Source organism: Streptomyces sp. CB02400, from assembly GCF_001905725.1.
GTDB lineage: Bacteria > Actinomycetota > Actinomycetes > Streptomycetales > Streptomycetaceae > Streptomyces > Streptomyces atrovirens.
This window is the reverse complement of the sequence record NZ_LIWB01000020.1, coordinates 43,261-58,547: the sequence shown is the minus strand read 5'-3', so window position 1 is coordinate 58,547 and position 15,287 is coordinate 43,261. Positions and strand designations below refer to the sequence as shown.

The 15,287-nt window shown below is 72.3% G+C and carries 12 protein-coding genes and 1 pseudogene; 5 read left to right on the top strand and 8 right to left on the bottom strand.

Annotated elements, in window-relative coordinates; all coding sequences use genetic code 11:
• Positions 1–75 precede the first annotated feature (75 nt).
• The 3 genes from AMK33_RS33845 to AMK33_RS33835 are packed head-to-tail and all read left to right on the top strand — an operon-like array spanning position 76 to position 2,593.
• Positions 76–1,506 (top strand): S8/S53 family peptidase, encoded by a 1,431-nt coding sequence (locus tag AMK33_RS33845; protein WP_073936840.1) that lies wholly within the window; start codon positions 76–78, stop codon positions 1,504–1,506.
• 59 nt (positions 1,507–1,565) lie between these two features.
• A complete protein-coding gene (locus AMK33_RS33840) occupies positions 1,566–2,141 on the top strand; it encodes an RNA polymerase sigma factor (RefSeq protein ID WP_073936839.1) in 576 nt (191 codons plus the stop codon).
• 8 nt (positions 2,142–2,149) lie between these two features.
• Positions 2,150–2,593, top strand: a complete 444-nt coding sequence (locus AMK33_RS33835) for a hypothetical protein (RefSeq protein WP_073936919.1) — start codon at positions 2,150–2,152, stop codon at positions 2,591–2,593.
• A gap of 206 nt (positions 2,594–2,799) precedes the next feature.
• Here the strand turns inward: AMK33_RS33835 and AMK33_RS33830 are convergent, their stop codons facing one another.
• Positions 2,800–3,597 carry an N-formylglutamate amidohydrolase gene (locus AMK33_RS33830; RefSeq protein WP_073936838.1) on the bottom strand — a complete coding sequence of 266 codons (798 nt, stop codon included), beginning with the start codon at positions 3,595–3,597 and terminating at the stop codon, positions 2,800–2,802.
• Between the two features lie 101 nt (positions 3,598–3,698).
• Here AMK33_RS33830 and AMK33_RS33825 point away from each other — a divergent pair.
• A pseudogene (locus AMK33_RS33825) lies at positions 3,699–4,033 on the top strand (DUF5713 family protein).
• Between the two features lie 78 nt (positions 4,034–4,111).
• On the opposite strand, the gene AMK33_RS33820 reads toward AMK33_RS33825, so the two are convergent.
• From AMK33_RS33820 to AMK33_RS33810, 3 genes are all read right to left on the bottom strand, one after another.
• Complete coding sequence (locus AMK33_RS33820) at positions 4,112–6,331, bottom strand: NADP-dependent isocitrate dehydrogenase (RefSeq protein WP_073936837.1); 2,220 nt, start codon at positions 6,329–6,331, stop codon at positions 4,112–4,114.
• A gap of 147 nt (positions 6,332–6,478) precedes the next feature.
• The gene (locus AMK33_RS33815) at positions 6,479–7,576 is read right to left on the bottom strand and encodes a mechanosensitive ion channel family protein (RefSeq protein ID WP_073936836.1); all 1,098 of its coding nucleotides are present in this window, start codon (positions 7,574–7,576) and stop codon (positions 6,479–6,481) included.
• Between the two features lie 183 nt (positions 7,577–7,759).
• The gene (locus AMK33_RS33810; protein ID WP_073936918.1) at positions 7,760–8,659 is read right to left on the bottom strand and encodes a lysylphosphatidylglycerol synthase transmembrane domain-containing protein; all 900 of its coding nucleotides are present in this window, start codon (positions 8,657–8,659) and stop codon (positions 7,760–7,762) included.
• A 156-nt stretch (positions 8,660–8,815) separates the two neighbouring features.
• Here AMK33_RS33810 and AMK33_RS33805 point away from each other — a divergent pair, with 156 nt between their 5' ends.
• Complete coding sequence (locus AMK33_RS33805; protein ID WP_073936835.1) at positions 8,816–10,699, top strand: ABC transporter ATP-binding protein; 1,884 nt, start codon at positions 8,816–8,818, stop codon at positions 10,697–10,699.
• Positions 10,700–10,775: 76 nt separating this feature from the next.
• Here the strand turns inward: AMK33_RS33805 and secD are convergent, their stop codons facing one another.
• The 4 genes from secD to AMK33_RS33785 all read right to left on the bottom strand — a co-directional run bounded on the left by secD (position 10,776) and on the right by AMK33_RS33785 (position 15,207).
• On the bottom strand, positions 10,776–13,040 hold the full coding sequence (gene secD, locus AMK33_RS33800; RefSeq protein WP_235618280.1) for a protein translocase subunit SecD: 2,265 nt from the start codon (positions 13,038–13,040) through the stop codon (positions 10,776–10,778).
• A 93-nt stretch (positions 13,041–13,133) separates the two neighbouring features.
• A complete protein-coding gene (locus tag AMK33_RS33795) occupies positions 13,134–13,532 on the bottom strand; it encodes a hypothetical protein (RefSeq protein ID WP_073936833.1) in 399 nt (132 codons plus the stop codon).
• Positions 13,529–14,233 carry a response regulator gene (locus tag AMK33_RS33790; protein ID WP_073936832.1) on the bottom strand — a complete coding sequence of 235 codons (705 nt, stop codon included), beginning with the start codon at positions 14,231–14,233 and terminating at the stop codon, positions 13,529–13,531. The genes AMK33_RS33795 and AMK33_RS33790 overlap by 4 nt, the downstream gene beginning before the upstream one ends.
• Entirely contained in the window at positions 14,230–15,207 is a 978-nt protein-coding gene (locus AMK33_RS33785) for a HAMP domain-containing sensor histidine kinase (protein ID WP_073936831.1), read from the bottom strand. The genes AMK33_RS33790 and AMK33_RS33785 overlap by 4 nt, the downstream gene beginning before the upstream one ends.
• Between the last annotated feature and the right edge of the window lie 80 nt (positions 15,208–15,287).

Below are 15,287 nucleotides of genomic sequence, written 5' to 3'. Positions count from 1 at the left end.
AAACGTCCGCCCGGGGGCTCTTCATCACGACAGCTCCGCGGCACCGGCCGCCGTCGCACCAGTGGAGGACACGCCATGGCACCACAGCGATTCCGCGAGCAGTTCGCACAGATCCAGCGCTCGATGCCCGGCGTCCCCCTGGCGATGGGACCGGACGACGCGGGCGAGTTCCTCTACGAGAAGGGCGTCGTCCTCGCCCGCGACGGAGAAGAGGCCCGCGTCGTCGAGGACACCGTGCGACAGCACTTCACCACCTTCGCCGGGCTCGCCCCGGACCATGTGCGCCGGGCGAGCCCGGAGACCAACCGCTCCGGCATCACCCGTATCCAGGTCGCCGACCCGGGCCAGGGAGACGGCAGCGGCGACCCGGCGGTCGCGGGAGCGCTGCGCGCTCTGTCGGCGGCCGAGGGCCGCGCCGGGCGCCGGCTGATCAGCCGCAACCACGTGGTGTCGATCGCGGTCAACGCCTGCCCCGGCGACGAGCCCGTGCCGGTGGCGCCCGGCGGGCAGCCCAACCCGGCCGCCGCCGAGACCGCCCATGACCCGGACACCGCCGTCGGCGTGCTCGTCATCGACACCGGCCTCATGCACGACCACCGCTCCTACCCGCTGCTCGCCCACACCCGGGGCGACGCCCAGGTCGAGGAGTGCGACGGCGACGGGATCCTCCGGCAGTACTGCGGGCACGGCACGTTCATCGCCGGACTCGTCGCCGCCGTCGCCCCCAACACCGACATCACCGTCCGCGGCACGCTGAACGACGCCGGCGCGATCCTGGAGTCCGAGTTCGGCGAGAAGCTCTTCGAGGCCGTCGACCAGGACGGCTGGCCCGACGTCATCAGCCTCTCCGCCGGCACCTCCAACGGCCGTACCGACGGGCTCCTCGGCGTCGACGCCTTCATGCGGGAACTGCGCGAGCGGCCCACCCTGCTGGTCGCCGCCGCCGGCAACAACGGCAGCGCCACGCCCTTCTGGCCCGCCGCCTACGCCGATCTGCCCGGCTACGAGAACACCGTGCTGTCCGTCGGCGCGCTGCGCGGGGACGGCGAGTTCGGCGCCTGCTTCAGCAACCACGGCGGCTGGGTGAAGGCCTACGCGCCCGGTGAGCGTCTCGTCAGCGCCCTCACCGGCTTCACCACGCCCGTCCCGTACGTGTACCAGCACTCCACCTACGACGCCTGCCGCTACGGCTTCACGTACGCCTGCACGTGTCACCACCCGCGCCACACCGGCGTACTGAGCGAGGACGAGGGCTCCGGCAAGCCGGACCAGGTGATGTTCGAGGGGCTCGCCCAGTGGAGCGGGACCTCGTTCGCCACCCCCGTCGTTGTTGGTATGGTCGCCGCCCACATGACCGCGCAGGCGGAGACCGACGCGCGCAAGGCCCGCCGGCAACTGCTCGACGCCAACACCGAGTACGCCCAAGTGCGCGGGGCGCACGTCCCGGCGCTCCTTCCGCCCACCTGGCGCCCCGAGCGGGTCTCACCACCCTCGGCCCGGGCATGAGGAGCGGAGTTCTCCCTTCCACGGCGTACGATGACGTGCCGTACACGAGGGGTGGGACCGTGGAGCGTACTGAAGTCGGCGCGTTGGTCCGGTCCGCTGTCGACGGCGACGCGGCGGCCTGGAAGGCGATCGTGGAAGGGCTGGGCCCACTGGTGTGGTCCGTGGTGCGTGCGCACCGGCTCTCCGACGCCGACGCGCACGAGGTCTACCAGACCGTGTGGTTCCGTTTCGCCCAGCATCTGGGGCGGATCCGGGAACCCGACAAGACGGGCTCCTGGCTGGCCAGTACCGCGCGGCACGAGTGCCTGAAGGTGCACAGGAACGCGCGCCGGCTGATGCTGACGGACGATCCGCAGCTGCTGGACCGGGTCAGCGAGGACGGTGCGCCGGAGCAGTCGCTGCTGGAGTCGGAGGAGGCGGCGGCGCAGAGCGAACGCGTGCGGCGGCTGTGGCAGGAGTTCGAGGAACTGGGCGAGCGGTGCAGGCAGTTGCTGCGCGTGCTGATCGCCTCGCCGCCGCCCAGTTATCAGGAGGTGTCCGCCGCGCTCGACATCGCGGTGGGCAGCATCGGGCCGCTGCGCCAGCGCTGTCTGCGCCGGCTGCGGGCCCGGCTCGAGGCACGGGGGGCGACGTGAACGACGACATGAACGACGACTTCGACAGCGGGCTGCTGGAGGAGGAACTCCGACAGGCGGCAGCCGTCCTGGACCCGCTGCCCCCTGCCCTGCTGCAGATCGCCGTCGACGCCTACGCGCTGCACGACCTCGACGCCCGCGTGGCCGAGCTGACCTTCGACTCGCTGGTCGACGCCATCCCGGTCAGGGGCGCGACGGACGTGCCGCGCATGCTCACCTTCACCGCCGGTGAGGTGACGCTGGACGTCGAGGTGACCGCGGAGGGCCTGATGGGCCAGGTGCTGCCGCCCCGGCCGGCCCGCGTCGAGGTGCTCGGCGGCCCGCAGCCCACCACCCCGCTCACCGCCGACGACCTGGGCCGCTTCACCACCGCCACCCCACCCTCCGGCCCCTTCGCCCTACGCCTGCACACCGACGACGACGTGGTCGTCACGGAGTGGCTCCGGGCCTGACCCCTTTGGGCGGGGAGCCGAGGGGGCGGCCGCGCCTCCCCGACTCCCCGCCCTTCGAGGTCGCTGCGCGGCGGACCGGCAGCGGCTGCTGTGCCGGGCCCGGTTCTTCGCCCCCGCCGCCCCGTCCCAGGGGCGGCTGCCCCCGGACCCCCGCTCCTCAAACGCCGGAGGGGCTGGTACGCGCCGGAGGCAGTGATGCGCCTGAGTCAGTGGGAGACCGTGTCGATCAGGGTGGCGAGTGCCGAGGCGAGCCCGCGCAGGCCCGGCCCCGCGGGGCCGCCCGGTTCGGTCATGTAGGTGTCCCGGCGGATCTCCACCATCAGGGCGGACACCTCCGCCCGCTCGCCGTAGAACTCCAGCGGTACGTACGTCCCGGCGAACGGGCTGTCCAGCCCCGTCTCCCCGCACGGCGCGAACGCCTCGCGGGCCGCGGCGAGCAGCCCGGGCGGGGTGTGGAAGGAGTCGGTGCCCAGGCAGACCTCAGGCCGTGGCCCGTCGCCGTGCAGCTCGTAGGGCAGCGGCGCGCTCGGATACGAGTGCACGTCGATGATCACGGCCCGCCCGGTCGCCGCGAGCCGGTCGGCGACGGCCTCCGTCATCGCCCGCGCGTACGGACGGAAGTACCGCTCGATCAGCGGCTCGGCGTCGAAGTCCTCGGGCCGCAGCACGTCCTTGTGCGTGGTCCGCGTGTAGACCGCGCCCATGCCGACGGCCAGCATCTCCTCCCGCTCGTCCGGGAACCGCTCGGGGTCGACGACCAGCCGCGAGAGCCGGTTCACGAACCGCCACGGCGTGACCCCGGCCGCCAGCGCCGCGGCCTCGGCGATCGACGCGGTGTGCGAGTCGGTGATGTGATCGAGCTCCCGCTCCAGCCCGGCATCGTCCAGCACGATCCCGGATCGCACATCCCCCGGTATCTCCCGCGAGGAATGCGGCACGTGCAGGATCACGGGGGAGCCCGGATCACCTGAAAGGAACGCGAAGGACGACGACACATCGGTCATGCAGCTGCTCCAAAGGCATTGTCAGTGGTTCACGACATGATCAACCGTGCCATACGGCACTGACAACGCCCACCGCCGAAGGACCGGGGACCACCACGCCGATCGGCAACGGGCAGGCGACCGACCACCGTTCCTGCGCGCCCTGTACCGGGACGCCTACTGCCCCGACCACGTGGTGGACCGCGGCCGGGCCGTCCTGCCCGCCCTCTGCGAGCGCGTCGAGACGGGCCGCCCCGCCGACCTCACCGCGCTCCGTGCCCTGACCCACGCCGCCACCGAGGAGTTCGACGACCTGCAGGCCGTCCTCGAGGAGGCGGGCAGCGAGATCTAGACGGTGGCCCGGGACGAGATAGGCGGGGAGTTCTGGTTCGTCGCCCGGGCGTACGGCTTCGCCGACGCGGACGCCGAGGAGTTGATCGCCACCCGCGACTGGTGAGCCGCCACGCGGCGGAGACGGCTCCGCCCCGGCCGGGCGCATGGCCGGCCGGGGCGGAGCACCGAAAAACCGCTCGCGTCAGCTCAGGGACGCCAGCGCCTCGTTCCACGTGGTGGACGGACGCATGACCTCGGCCGCCTTGGCCGGGTCGGGCTGGTAGTAGCCGCCGATCTCGGCCGGCTTGCCCTGCACGGCGATCAGCTCCTCGACGATCTTCGCCTCGTTGGCGGCGAGCGTCTCGGCGAGCGGCGCGAACGCCTTCGCCAGGTCCGCGTCGTCGCTCTGCGCCGCCAGCTCCTGCGCCCAGTACAGGGACAGGAAGAAGTGGCTGCCGCGGTTGTCGATGCCGCCGACGCGACGGGTCGGGGACTTGTCCTCGTTGAGGAAGGTCGCCGTGGCGCGGTCGAGGGTGTCGGCGAGGACCTTGGCGCGGCTGTTGCCCGTGGCCGCGGCGTACTGCTCCAGGGACGGCACCAGCGCGAAGAACTCACCGAGCGAGTCCCAGCGCAGGTAGTTCTCCTTGACGAGCTGCTGCACGTGCTTCGGCGCGGAGCCGCCGGCACCCGTCTCGAACAGGCCGCCGCCCGCCATCAGCGGGACGACCGACAGCATCTTGGCGCTGGTGCCCAGCTCCAGGATCGGGAACAGGTCGGTGAGGTAGTCACGCAGCACGTTGCCGGTCACCGAGATGGTGTTCTCGCCGCGGCGGATGCGCTCCACCGACAGCTTGGTCGCCTCGACCGGGGACAGGACGCGGATGTCCAGGCCCTCGGTGTCGTGCTCCGGCAGGTACTGCTCGACCTTGGCGATCAGGTTGGCGTCGTGGGCGCGGGTGGCGTCCAGCCAGAACACCGCCGGGTCGCCGGTGGCGCGGGCGCGGGTGACGGCCAGCTTCACCCAGTCGCGGATCGGCGCGTCCTTGGTCTGGCAGGCGCGGAAGATGTCACCGGCGGAGACCGTCTGCTCGAGGACCGCGTCGCCGTTGCCGTCGACCAGCCGGACCGTACCCGTGGTGGGGATCTCGAAGGTCTTGTCGTGGCTGCCGTACTCCTCGGCCTTCTGCGCCATCAGACCGACGTTCGGCACCGAGCCCATGGTGGACGGGTCGTACGCGCCGTTGGCACGGCAGTCCTCGATCACGGCCTGGTAGACGCCGGCGTAGCTGGAGTCCGGCAGCACCGCGAGGGTGTCGGCCTCCTGGCCGTCGGGGCCCCACATGTGGCCGGAGGTGCGGATCATGGCCGGCATGGAGGCGTCGACGATGACGTCCGAGGGGACGTGCAGGTTGGTGATGCCCTTGTCGGAGTCGACCATCGCCAGCTCCGGGCCCTCGGCGAGCTCGGCGTCGAAGGACGCCTTGATCTCGGCGCCCTCGGGCAGGGACTCCAGGCCCTTGTAGATGCCGCCCAGGCCGTCGTTCGGGGTGAGGCCGGCCGCGGCGAGCTGCTCGCCGTACTGCGCGAACGTCTTCGGGAAGAAGGCGCGCACCACGTGGCCGAAGACGATCGGGTCGGAGACCTTCATCATCGTGGCCTTGAGGTGCACGGAGAACAGCACGCCCTCCTGCTTGGCGCGGGCGACCTGCGCGGTCAGGAACTCGCGCAGCGCGGCGACGCGCATCACGGAGGCGTCGACGACCTCGTCCTTCTTCACCGGCACGGACTCGCGCAGCACGGTGGTGGTGCCGTCGTCGCCGACCAGCTCGATGCGCAGCGCGCCGTCCTCGGCGATGACGACCGACTTCTCGGTGGAGCGGAAGTCGTTCTCGCCCATGGTCGCGACGTTGGTCTTGGACTCGGCGGTCCAGGCGCCCATGCGGTGCGGGTGGGTCTTGGCGTAGTTCTTCACCGAGGCGGGGGCGCGGCGGTCGGAGTTGCCCTCACGCAGCACCGGGTTGACGGCCGAACCCTTGACCTTGTCGTAGCGGGCGCGGATGTCGCGCTCCTCGTCGGTCTTCGGGTCGTCCGGGTAGGCCGGCAGCGCGTAGCCCTGGCCCTGCAGCTCGGCGATCGCGGCCTTGAGCTGCGGGATCGACGCCGAGATGTTCGGCAGCTTGATGATGTTGGCCGCCGGCGTCTTGGCCAGCTCACCGAGCTCCGAGAGGGCGTCCGGGATGCGCTGGTCCTCGGCCAGGTACTCCGGGAACAGGGCGATGATGCGCCCGGCCAGCGAGATGTCACGCGTCTCCACGGCGACACCCGCCTGCGAGGCGTACGCCTGGACCACCGGCAGGAAGGAATACGTCGCCAGGGCCGGGGCCTCGTCAGTGTGCGTATAGATGATGGTCGAGTCAGTCACCGGGTGCTCCGCTCCACGTCTGCAACATTGCTCGACATCAAGATATCTCGTGATCGACCGGGGCTCGACAGGGGTCCGCGCCGAGTTCCGGCCGACCTCCCGCCACGATCCTCGTCGGCGCGGCGGGAGATCGCCCGGCCGGTGTGCTCAGATCGGCCGGGTGGCGGTCATGTCGTCCGGTGCGGCGTCCGCGTCGCGCTGCTGGGGGAAGACCACGGAACCCTGCTGGAGCGCCACCGTCCGCGCCGGCGACGGGATGCGGATGCCCTCCTCGCGGTAGCGGCGGTGCAGGCGCTTGATGAACTCGTGCTTGATCCGGTACTGGTCGCTGAACTCGCCGACGCCCAGGATGACGGTGAAGCCGATCCGGGAGTCCCCGAAGGTGTGGAACCGCACCGCCGGCTCGTGCTCCGGCACGGCGCCGGTGATCTCCGTCATCACCTCGGCGACGACGTCCGTCGTGACCCGCTCCACCTGCTCCAGGTCACTGTCGTACGACACCCCGACCTGCACCAGGATGGTCAGCTGCTGCTCGGGACGCATGAAGTTGGTCATGTTCGTCTTGGCGAGCTGCCCGTTCGGGATGACCACCAGGTTGTTGGAGAGTTCACGGACGGTCGTCTGCCGCCAGTTGATGTCCTCCACATAGCCCTCCTCGCCGCTGCTCAGCCGGATGTAGTCACCCGGCTGCACGGTCTTGGAGGCGAGGATGTGGATGCCCGCGAACAGGTTGGCGAGCGTGTCCTGCAGCGCCAGCGCGACCGCCAGACCGCCGACGCCGAGGGCGGTGAGCAGCGGGGCGATCGAGATGCCCAGCGTCTGCAGCCCCACCAGGAAACCGATCGCCAGGACCAGGATCCGGGTGATGTTCATGAAGATGGTCGCCGACCCGGCGACCCCGGAGCGGGACTGGGTGACCGAGCGCACCAGCCCCGCCACCACCCGGGCCGCCGAGATGGTCGCGGCGAAGATGACCATCAGCGTCAGCGTCTGGTTGACGTTGTGCTGCACGGTCCGGGTCAGCGGCAGCGCCGCCGCCGCGGAGGCCGCACCGCCCGCGATCGCCGCCCACGGCACGATCATGCGCAGCGCGTCCACGAGGACGTCGTCCCCGCGCCAGCGGGTACGGTCCGCGTGCCGGCCCAGCCAGCGCAGCAGCATCCGCAGCAGGAAGGCGGCCAGCAGGCCGGCCGCGAGGGCGATGCCGGCGTACAGCAGGTCGTGCCCGGTGAGCGCGCGGGTCACCGCTCACCTCCGGCGAACGCCCTGGCCGACGGCTGTATGTGAAGTCGTGTCACGTGTCGTCACCTGCTCGATTTCTACGGGATGTACGTCGCGCCGACCGTCCCTGACCGGCGGTCGGCGCGACCGCTCATCCTGCCGTATCCCGCAGGGCAGTTCGTACCGGCCCCGGCCTCACCCCGCTGGTCAGATCACCTTCAGCCGCACCAGCACGCCCAGGGTCAACGCCCCCGGCAGCAGCGGCAGCCACACCGTGATGACCCGGAAGGCCAGCACCACCGCCGTGGCCGGCGCGGCGGCCCCGCCCACCGCCACCAGCGCCACGACCAGCGCCGCCTCCACCGAGCCGATCCCGCCGGGAGTCGGCACCAGCGCCACCGCGACCGTCGCCGCCAGATACGCCACCGCCATGTGCGCCGGCGGCACCGACAGGCCGAACGCCAGGCCCACCAGCACCAGCACGGTCGCCTGCAGTGCGGGGAAGGCCAGCGCCCCGCCCCACAGCGCCAGCGCCCGGGAGGGCAGGGCGTGCACCGACCGCGCCTCGCCCAGCGCCGTCCGCAGGAACGCGCCCACCGCCCGCCGCAGCCGTCGTACGGCCACGAGCGCGCCCGCCGCGACGGCCAGCACCGCGCCGACCGCGAGCAGCAGCGGGCCGAACGCCCCCTCGGGCAGCAGGGAACCGAACCGCAGCGCGCCGGGGAACGCCACGAGCAGGGCCGCCAGCAGCCCCACCCGGCCGACGGACTCCGCCAGCAGATACAGCGCCAGCGCGGCCGAGGAGCGGGCCGGCGGCAGCCCGCACACCGTCATGAACCGCAGATTGACCGCACTCGCCCCCAGCCCCGTCGGCAGCAGATGATTCGCCGCGCCCGCCGCGAACTGCGTGGCCAACAACCGCCTCCGGGGCAGCCGTTCGAGCACCGCGCCCTGCCGGGTGCACGCGGCCGCCACCCAGGTCAGACAGGTCACGCCCGCCGCGGCCAGCAGCCAGGGCCACCGGGCGGTCGCCAGCTGGGCGAACCCCTCGGCCAGCACCGACCGGTGCCGCACCGCGACCACGGTCACGAGCAGCAGCGGCAGCACACACAGGACCCGGCGGATCGTCCCCGTCACGGCCACCGAGGATGTCCGCCGGGCACCAACGGCGGGTTGCGGCGGCCCGGACGCCCGCTGACGGCCGGGCAGCGGGACCGGGCCGCCCTTGACCTCAATCATGCTTGAGGTCCTACCTTCGTCCGCATGAGCATGGAGACCACAGCGTGGACACAGCTGCGCAGCGTCATGACCGCCGAGGACGAGCACCGCCCCCTCAGCAGGGCGACGCTGCGCCGCATCGGCGCCTTCGCCCGCCCGCACCGCCGCCGTCTGATCCTGTTCGTGCTCCTCGGCACGGCGACCGCGGCGCTCGCCGTCGCCACCCCCGTACTCGCCGGGCGCGTCATGGACACCATCGTCTCCGCGGGCGACGAGGCCACGGTGGTCCGGCTGGCCCTGCTCATCGCGCTGATCGCGGTCGTGGAGGCGGCCCTCGGCGTACTCGGCCGCAGACTGTCGGCGGCCCTCGGCGAGGAACTCATCCTCGACCTGCGGACAGCGGTCTTCGACCACGTACAGCGGATGCCGGTCGCGTTCTTCACACGTACGCGTACGGGAGCGCTCGTCTCCCGTCTCAACAACGACGTCATCGGCGCCCAGCGCGCCTTCAGCAACACCCTGTCGACCGTGGTCGGCAACCTGGTCACCCTGGTCCTCGCCCTCGCCGTGATGCTCACCCTGTCCTGGCAGATCACCCTGCTCGCGCTGGTCCTGCTGCCGGTGTTCGTGATCCCGGCCCGCCGCATGGGCCGCCGTATGGCCGGGATGCAGCGCGAGGCCGCCGCCCTGAACGCGGCCATGGGAACCCGGATGACCGAGCGGTTCTCCGCGCCCGGCGCCACCCTGGTCAAGCTGTTCGGACGCCCCGAGGAGGAGTCCGCCGAGTTCGCGGTCCGCGCCCGCCGGGTGCGGGACATCGGGGTGCGTACGGCCACGGCGCAGACGGTGTTCATCACCGCGCTGACCCTCGTCTCCGCCCTCGCCCTCGCCCTGGTCTACGGCCTCGGCGGCCGGCTCGCCCTCGGCGGCACCCTGGAGCCGGGCGCCGTCGTGGCGCTGGCGCTGCTGCTGACCCGGTTGTACGCGCCGCTCACCTCGCTCGCCGGGGCACGGGTGGAGGTGATGAGCGCGCTGGTCAGCTTCGAGCGGGTCTTCGAGATCCTGGACCTCGAACCGCTGATCCGGGAGAGGCCGGACGCGCGCGAGGTGCCCGAGGGCCCGGTCGCCGTCGAGTTCGACGACGTCCGCTTCGGCTACCCGTCCGCCGACAAGGTCTCCCTGGCCTCCCTGGAGGAGGTCGCCACCCTCGACCAGCGCGGCGGTGACGTGGTCCTGCACGGCATCTCCTTCCGCGCCGAACCCGGGCAGACCGTCGCCCTCGTCGGCTCCTCCGGCGCGGGCAAGTCGACCGTCGCCCAGCTCCTGCCACGGCTGTACGACGTCGACTCCGGCGCCGTACGCGTGGGCGGCGTCGACGTCCGCGACCTGACCGCCGCCTCCCTGCGCGCCACTCTCGGGATGGTTACCCAGGACGGTCATCTCTTCCACGACACGGTGCGCGCCAACCTGCTCCTGGCCCGGCCGGACGCCGGCGAGCCCGACCTGTGGGACGCCCTGCGCCGGGCCCGCCTCGACGCCCTCGTACGGTCCCTGCCCGACGGCCTGGACACGGTGGTCGGCGAACGCGGCTACCGGCTCTCCGGCGGCGAGCGCCAGCGCATGACCATCGCCCGGCTGCTGCTGGCCCGCCAGCGCGTCGTCATCCTCGACGAGGCCACCGCCCACCTGGACAACACCTCCGAGGCGGCCGTGCAGGAGGCGCTCACGGAGGCGCTGGAGGGCAGGACGGCGGTGGTGATCGCCCACCGGCTGTCCACCGTCCGCGCCGCCGACCTCATCCTGGTCGTCGAGGCCGGCCGGATCGTGGAACGCGGCACGCACGAGCGGTTGCTGGCCGCCGACGGCCGCTACGCCGAGTTGTACCGCACCCAGTTCGAACGGCAGCCGGGGGAGGCGGTGGTGGCGTAGCGGCGCTGCCGGACGGAAACGGAAGGGGCGGGCCGCCTCCGGGTGGCCCGCCCCTTCCGCCTGCTTCCGCCTGTTCCTACCGCGCCCGCGCGGCGGCCTCGGTCCGGTCCGGGCGCTCCGCGGCGCCGGACTTCGCCCGTCCGGAACGGCTCCGGCCACGGCTCCGGCCGCCCTTGCCGTCACCGCCGTACGCGTCGAGCACGACGGCGAGCGGCGAGGCGGTCAGGACCGACGAGTACGTGCCCACGAGCATGCCGATCAGCAGCGCGAGCGCGAAGTCGGTGAGCGAGTCGCCGCCCAGCAGGGCCAGCGCGGCCAGGATGAAGATCACACCGATACCGGTGTTGACCGTACGGGGCACCGTCTGCAGGATCGCCTGGTTGGTGACCTGCGCCAGCGGCGCCTTGCCGTCCTTGCGCCACAGCTCGCGGATCCGGTCGAAGACCACGACGGAGTCGTTCACCGAGTAACCGATCACGGTGAGCAGCGCGGCCAGGAACACGCCGTCGATCGGCTTGCCCAGCCAGGCGAAGATGCCGGCCAGGATCACCACGTCGTGCGCCAGGGCGGCCACCGCCCCCGTACCGAACATCCAGCGGAACCGGAACGCCAGGTACAGCAGCTGGGCGCCGAGCGCCAGACCGAGCGCGATCAGCGCGTTGCGCCGCAGCTCGTCGCCGAGGCTCGGGCCGATCAGCTCGTCGCGGACCTTCTCCGCCCCGCCGCCGACCTCGGCGATGGCGTCGGCCACCTCGACCGCCTCCGCGTTGGTCAGCTCCTCGGTGCGCACCGTCAGCTTGTCGTCGCCGGAGGACTGCACGACCGCCTGCGGGAAGCCGACGTCGGCCAGCGCCTCCCGGGCCCGGTCCGGGTCGACGGTCTCACCGGTGGAGTACTCGATGAGACGGCCGCCGGTGAACTCCACCCCGAAGTTCAGCCCGCGCACCACGATGCCCGCGCCGGCGACGACGAGCACCACGGCGGACACCGCCAGCCAGCGGCGCGGACGCCGCATGAGCTGCGGGTCGCGGCGGGTCAGGTACGTACGGACCCGGCCGATGGAGGCCAGACCGGTGAACTTCGGACGCCGGTGCACCCAGCGGCGGGCCACGGCGAACTCCGCGAGCACCCGGGTGATCACCAGGGCGCTGATCATGGAGGCGAGGACACCGATGCCCAGCGTGACACCGAAGCCCTTCACCGGACCGGACGCCAGCAGGAACAGCAGCACCGCCGCGATCAGTGTGGTGACGTTGGAGTCCGCGATGGCGCTGAACGCGCCCTTGAAACCGGCGGTCAGGGCCGAGCGGCCGCTGGGCCGGTTGCGCTTGCCGTACTCCTCCCGGGCCCGTTCGAAGACCAGCACGTTGGCGTCCACGGCCATACCGATGGCCAGGACGAAACCGGCGAGACCGGGCAGGGTGAGGGTCGCGCCGAGGGCCGCCAGACCGGCGTAGGAGATCAGGCCGTAGCAGAGCAGGGCCAGGGTGGCCAGGACGCCCATGAGCCGGTAGACGACGATGATGAAGAGCGCGGTCAGCGCGGTGCCGACGACGGCCGCCCAGGCGCTGGCCTCGATGGCCTCGGCGCCCAGCGTCGGGCCCACGGTCCGCTGTTCGACCGTCTCGACCGGCACCGGCAGGGCGCCGCCCTTGACCAGCAGGGCGAGCTCCTTGGACTCGTCGTTGGTGAAGGAACCGGTGATCTGGGTGGACCCGCCGGTGATACCCGTGTTGCAGGCGACGGACGGGTCGACCTGCGGCGAGGAGATGATCTTGTCGTCCAGCACGATCGCGACCCGGCGCTGCGGGTCGCCCGCCGGGTGGCAGGCGGCCTCACCGGTCAGCTTCGCCCAGCCCTTGTCGTCCTCGAAGTCCACGGTGACGTGCCAGCCGGCGCCGCTCTGCTGGTCGAAGAGGGCCTCGGCGTCCTTGACGTCCTGGCCGGTCAGCGACGCGGCGGCCAGCCGGAGCCGTTCACCGGACTGCTCGTCGGGCAGGATGCGCTCGCCCTCCTTCTGCGCCTTGTCGGACTCGGTGGCGGTGCCGAGCACCGGGTGCACGGAGAGCTGTGCGGTACGGCCGAGGACGTCGGCGGCCTTGCGCGGATCCTGTACGCCGGGCAGCTCGACGATGATCCGCTTGTCCCCGGAGCGGACGATGCTCGGTTCGGCGACGCCGAGCGCGTCGACCCGGCCGCGCAGCACCTCCAGGGTGCGGTCGGTGGCCTCGGCGTCGGCCTTCACGGTTTCGGTGGAACGGGTCTCCAGCACGATCTGGGTGCCGCCCCGCAGATCCAGGCCCAGACGGACCGGGACGGTGACGGCGATGAACACGGACATGGCGATCACGGCGAGCGCGAACAACGCCCTGACGCGGGCGGGACGTTTCACAGATGCCTCCAGCAGGCACGCGGAAAAGAGGAAGAGGGAATCTCAGGTGCTGGAGGCCGTGGGCGGGGCGCGCCCCAGGTCCGACGGCATGTGCGCGGCGGCGGGCGGCGCGTGCCCGGCCGCCGGAGCGGGCCGGGCCGGCCGGGGCGGGACCGGCGGCGTGTGCGCCGCGGTGAAGAGCAGATGCCCGGCGGGCACCGTCCGCTCACCGGCGTCCCGCTCCGGCCTGGTGAGCGGGGTGCGGGCACCGACGTAGGCGTCGTCGCCGTACGGACGGGTGTCGGACTGGTACGCCGAGGCGGCGGAGGAGGCGGCGGCGGGGGAGAGTTCCGCGCCGTGGGTGAACCCGAGGATCAGCAGCACGGCCGCGAACGCGGCGAGGGCCGCCGCGGCGGCCCGGGACGGAAGGCGGGCGGAGCGTCCCCGCCGGTCGGCGGTCAAGGTTCGACGAGCCCGGCGCGGATCGCGTAACGGGTCAGTTCGAGGCGGTCCCGCAGCCCCAGCTTGTGCAGCAGGTTCTCGCGGTGTCGCTGGACCGTCTTGACGCTGATGAACAGCAGCTCGGCGATCTCCTTCGACGAATGCCCCTCGGCGACCAGCTTGAGCACCTCCTCCTCGCGCGGGGTCAGCAACTGCTCCGGCGCCTCCTCGCCGTGCCGGACCCGGTCGAGGTAGTTGCGGATCAGGGCGGTCACCGCACCCGGGTACAGGAACGGCTCGTCCCGCATCGCGGCCCGGCAGGCGGCGACCAGGTCCCGGTCCGCGACGGACTTCAGCACATAACCGCCGGCCCCGGCCTTGAGCGCCTGGAACAGGTACTGCTCGTTGTCGTGCATCGTCAGCATCAGGATGCGCAGCCCCGGCTTCAGCGCGGTCAGCTCGCGGGCGGCCTGCAGACCGGTCAGCCGCGGCATGGCGATGTCCAGGACGGCCAGGTCGACGTCGTGGGTGCGGGCCATGGTGATCGCCTCCGCGCCGTCACCCGCCTCGGCGACCACTTCCAGGTCCGGCTCCCGGTCGAGGATGAGCCGCACACCGCGCCGCACCAGCGCGTGGTCGTCGGCGAGCAGGATCCGGATCGTGGTGTCCGTCCGGCGGTCGTCGTGGGTGTCCTGGGTGTCCTGGGTGTCCTGGTGGTTCATGACTGCTTCCTGACGGTGGGCACGGTCAGCCGGACCCGGGTACCGGCCGGTGTCGCGGAGGTCTCGCCGGGGCCGGAGATGTCCAGCCCGGCCCCGATCAGCAGGGCCCGCTCCCGCATCCCGCGGAGCCCGGCGCCCTCGCGGGCGGCACCGATGCCGCGGCCGTCGTCACCCACCTCCAGAACGACGCACCCGTCGGCGGCGCGCAGGCTCACCTCCACGCACCGCGCCTCGGCGTGCCGCGCGGCGTTGGTCAGGCTCTCCTGCGCCACACGGTAGATCACCAGCTCCGCCTCGTGGTCGAGAGCGGGCAGATCGGAGTCGAAGCGGCGCAGCACGCGCAGCCCGGTGTGCGTGGCGAACTCGGTGGCCAGCGAGGTGACCGCACTGACCAGGCCCAGGTCGTCCAGGACGCCCGGACGCAGCCGGCGCACCAGCCGGCGGACCTCGTCGAGGCTCTCCCGGGTGATCTCCTGCGCCTGCTGGAGCTCACCGCGCAGCGGCTCCGACGCCTCGTCGGCCGCCCGCTTCAGCGCCAGCAGCACGGCGGTCATGCTCTGTCCGACCTCGTCGTGCAGCTCCTGGGCGATACGGCGCCGCTCGCCCTCCTGGGCGAGGATGGCGCGGGCGCTGCTCGCGACGCGTTCCCCCTCCAGCCGCTCCAGCATCGAATTGAACGTGCTGACCAGTTCGGCGACCTCGCCGCCACCGCGCACGGGCAGCCGCTGGCCGGGACGCAGCAGGTCCACGGTGGTCATCAGCCGCGTCACCCGGTCCAGCGGGGCGAGGCCGATGCGCAGCAGGGCCGCGTTGGCGACGAGCATGACGCCGAGGCCGCCCACCAGGATCACCGCCTCGGTCAGCAGCACCGGAACGGACACGGTCACCGGAGCCCACAGCAGCAGCGCGGTGGCACTGCCCAGCACCACCGCGTTGAGCCCGAAGATCCGCCAGTACAGGGACACGGAGGTCACGCCTTCCTCTTTCTCGTCTGCCTCTACTGTCGGTCACCGCGCCATCCTGTGCGGCTGCGGCCCCCTTGTCCCGGCGGACA

Coding starts and splice junctions, on each gene's coding strand:
- AMK33_RS33830 (WP_073936838.1), bottom strand. CDS start 3,597: ATGACCGATGTGTCGTCGTCCTTCGCGTTCCTTTCAGGTGATCCGGGC.
- AMK33_RS33805 (WP_073936835.1), top strand. CDS start 8,816: ATGAGCATGGAGACCACAGCGTGGACACAGCTGCGCAGCGTCATGACC.
- secD (WP_235618280.1), bottom strand. CDS start 13,040: ATGTCCGTGTTCATCGCCGTCACCGTCCCGGTCCGTCTGGGCCTGGAT.
- AMK33_RS33790 (WP_073936832.1), bottom strand. CDS start 14,233: ATGAACCACCAGGACACCCAGGACACCCAGGACACCCACGACGACCGC.
- AMK33_RS33835 (WP_073936919.1), top strand. CDS start 2,150: ATGAACGACGACTTCGACAGCGGGCTGCTGGAGGAGGAACTCCGACAG.
- AMK33_RS33845 (WP_073936840.1), top strand. CDS start 76: ATGGCACCACAGCGATTCCGCGAGCAGTTCGCACAGATCCAGCGCTCG.